The following is a 2724-nucleotide window of genomic DNA, read 5'->3' on the forward strand; positions in this document are numbered from 1 at the left end:
CCATTACTGCGACCATGAAGATGCAAGTGGCATCCGTTGCACGCAATGGGGCTGTTACGGCTTCGAGGAGAGCACCGGCGCCACACGATGGTACTGCCGCAAGCACCAGCCGCTGATCTATCGCGGACTGCCTGCGCACGGCAGCATACACGTCTTTGTCGGACGTTAGCCCGCGCTGGTTTGCCGGTTGCCCATACGGCGGCGGAACGTTCTGTCAGCTCAAACGGAAGTGCGCTTCGACCGCTGCAGCAATGAATGCTTGTCGGGCTTTGGTCCCGTCGCACCCGCCCTTAAGAGCGTCGTCACATATCTGCTCTGCTCGTCGGTACTGGCTTCCATGATAAGCCGGCCAGGAACGATCAAGCATCGACCTGGCTTGCCGCACGGTCTTGACCGTTCGCATAATGCCCGTTACCGGATCCTCAAGAGTGATTGGGGTATCCCAGATAGCCCTTTTCATGACGCAGCACCTCCCGCAGCGGGAACGGTTTCATCCCAGAACCGTTCCGGGCCTGCCCCACTTCCGGCTGCATTGGTTAACGGGGTGTTTCTCTTTACCATCCGGCATGCCCTGAAGAACCGGTTCGATTGGACGCCACTGGCGACGGGTCGATCAAGGGCTCGTCAGCGGCGGTCCGGCGAGATCGAAGACGTTACGATCGGGTCAGTTTGTGGCGCTTCAAGCGGCACGGAGCCGAATTCGATCTTTGCAAGGATTAGCGGAGGATCGGGCTCGGCAGCACGCAGGAGACCGCCGTGGGGCCAGGCACGCCGCAATTCCTCCTTGGACATTGCTGCGACGTTCACGTCGATAGCGGTCAGCGTGCCCGGCACGCGATAAGGACAACGCCGTTTTGAACAGTTGCTGGCGGAAGAAACCTGCCAGAGAAAATAGTTCTGCCAGTTCCCAAGCGGAAAGACCTTGCGGATGTCCGGCTTGTAACGCGCATACCAAAGGGGCAGCCTGGCCAGTACACTGTAGTCGCGCCGATATGCGGCAATATAGCGTGCCGTATCATGGTTCGTATAAAGGATCGGATAGCGTCCAGTTCTTGCCCTGATGTGCCCGACAAAAATCTGCGCATCCTCGAGCGACATGAACCGATCGTGGTCGATGCCTTCGATGTCGAGGATCATCAGATCGTCCGCATCCGGCGTCGCATAGTCGAGGAAGTGATTGGCCTGGTCGATGGGATTGCCGGGCCGGCCGACATGGTAGGCACCCCAGAGCAAGCCGTTCTGTCGGGCAATCATCCGGCGGCTCGTGTAAAGCTCGCGGCTTACCGCGTATTTCCGCCACATCGTCTTGCAATGCGCAAACGTGTCTCCACGGTGCGCGCCCTCGCAGCTGAAGCTCTCAGGTAGACCATCCGACGCCTTGGAAATAAAGGCCGCGACGCGCTGGTCCTTGAGCAATGCCTGCCAATCGATCGCATTCATTTCATAGGCGTCGACAACCAGCGCGTTGTTTGACCTCCTCCAGGGCGACACATCCGCCGCAAGCAGCCCCCCTGCTTCAGCGATGAAAACAAGCAGACAAAGGCAAGAAAGAATCGATGTTCGGAGACCCTTCATCGATCCAAGGTAAAATATCCTGAGTTTATAATATATTAAGAATAAGTCAGCCTTACGCGCCGCGTCCAAGCGGCAGATTGAGCGCCATGGCCATGGCGCTCAAGTGCACCATCCGCTCACCGGCGAAGCGCTCGGAACCAAGTCTGTCCCTTGAGACTCGCGACGATCATATGTGCCAGTCCGTTGCAGCGGATTGGGCGCTGGCCGTGGCCGGGGCATCATCGAGCGAATAGGCATGGATGTAGTCTATCTTCATCTGTGCCCCATCGGCGAACCCCGCACCCGGCGCTCCGGCCGTGCCGCCGACGGCGAGGTTTACCAGCATGTACATTGGATCATGCATGTCGGCTGGCGTATCGGCATGGGCAACGGCGACATCGTCGAAATACCAGACGATCTGATCTTCGTTCCACAAGACCCCATAGGTGTGGAAGCCATCGGTGCTTGGGACCTTGACCGGCGTCCAGTCCGAGGTGCGTGAGCCGGTCTCGTTGCTGTGGACTGTCACGTTGACAGTGTTTGGATCCTGCCCGCGCATCTCGACGACGTCGAGTTCCGGCGGCCACGAACCATCTTCAGGCAGCAGCCAGAAAGCCGGCCAGGCACCCTGCTCGGTCGGCATGTCGGCGCGCATTTCGAAGTAGCCATAGGTCTGAGCGAAGGAGGAATGCGTATTCAAGAGGCCCGACGTATAATCGTAGCCGTTGATCTGCGATTGGATTGCGTCGGAGGCCGGCGCCGCTGTTATGGTCAGCACCCCATTCTGAACGGAAAAGGGATTGACGGCCGAGGTCGCAGAATAGGACGGATTGATGTACCACTGGAGTTCGCCATTGCCGGGGAGCGTGCTGCCCTTTTCCGGCGCCCACCAGAATTTGGCATCCCAGATGCCCTGGTCACCGTTGCGCAGCGACAGGCTGTTGAATTCATCGGCAAATGTGAGCGTAAGTGCGGACCGGTCGAGCGTCAGCTGGAACTGATCCGCCCTGAGGTCGGCGACGGTTTTGTTCGCAAAAACGATACTTTCTCCGCCACCGAGATCGAGTCGCAGGTTTGCTCCCTCCTGTGTGAGGTGGCTTACGACGTGATCAAAGCGCGACAGCCCATAGCTGTTCAATCGGACGATATCGTCGGTGCCAAAATCGACGA

2 protein-coding genes are annotated in these 2724 nt (G+C 58.6%); both read right to left on the bottom strand.

The genetic code is table 11. The features are described from left to right. Window positions 1-624 precede the first annotated feature (624 nt). The gene (locus tag C9413_RS30710; protein WP_170251373.1) at window positions 625-1575 is read right to left on the bottom strand and encodes a GH25 family lysozyme; all 951 of its coding nucleotides are present in this window, start codon (window positions 1573-1575) and stop codon (window positions 625-627) included. A 166-nt stretch (window positions 1576-1741) separates the two neighbouring features. Next, window positions 1742-2724, bottom strand: a 983-nt coding sequence (locus C9413_RS30715; RefSeq protein ID WP_170251374.1) for a glycoside hydrolase family 16 protein, incomplete at its 5' end; no start/stop codon positions are given.

Origin of the sequence: Rhizobium sp. SEMIA 4085 (genome assembly GCF_013004495.1) — a bacterium.
Lineage (GTDB): Bacteria > Pseudomonadota > Alphaproteobacteria > Rhizobiales > Rhizobiaceae > Rhizobium > Rhizobium gallicum.

What these genes read in the sequence shown, in the direction of transcription:
- C9413_RS30710 (WP_170251373.1), bottom strand. Translation starts at nt 1,575, where the DNA reads ATGAAGGGTCTCCGAACATCGATTCTTTCTTGCCTTTGTCTGCTTGTT.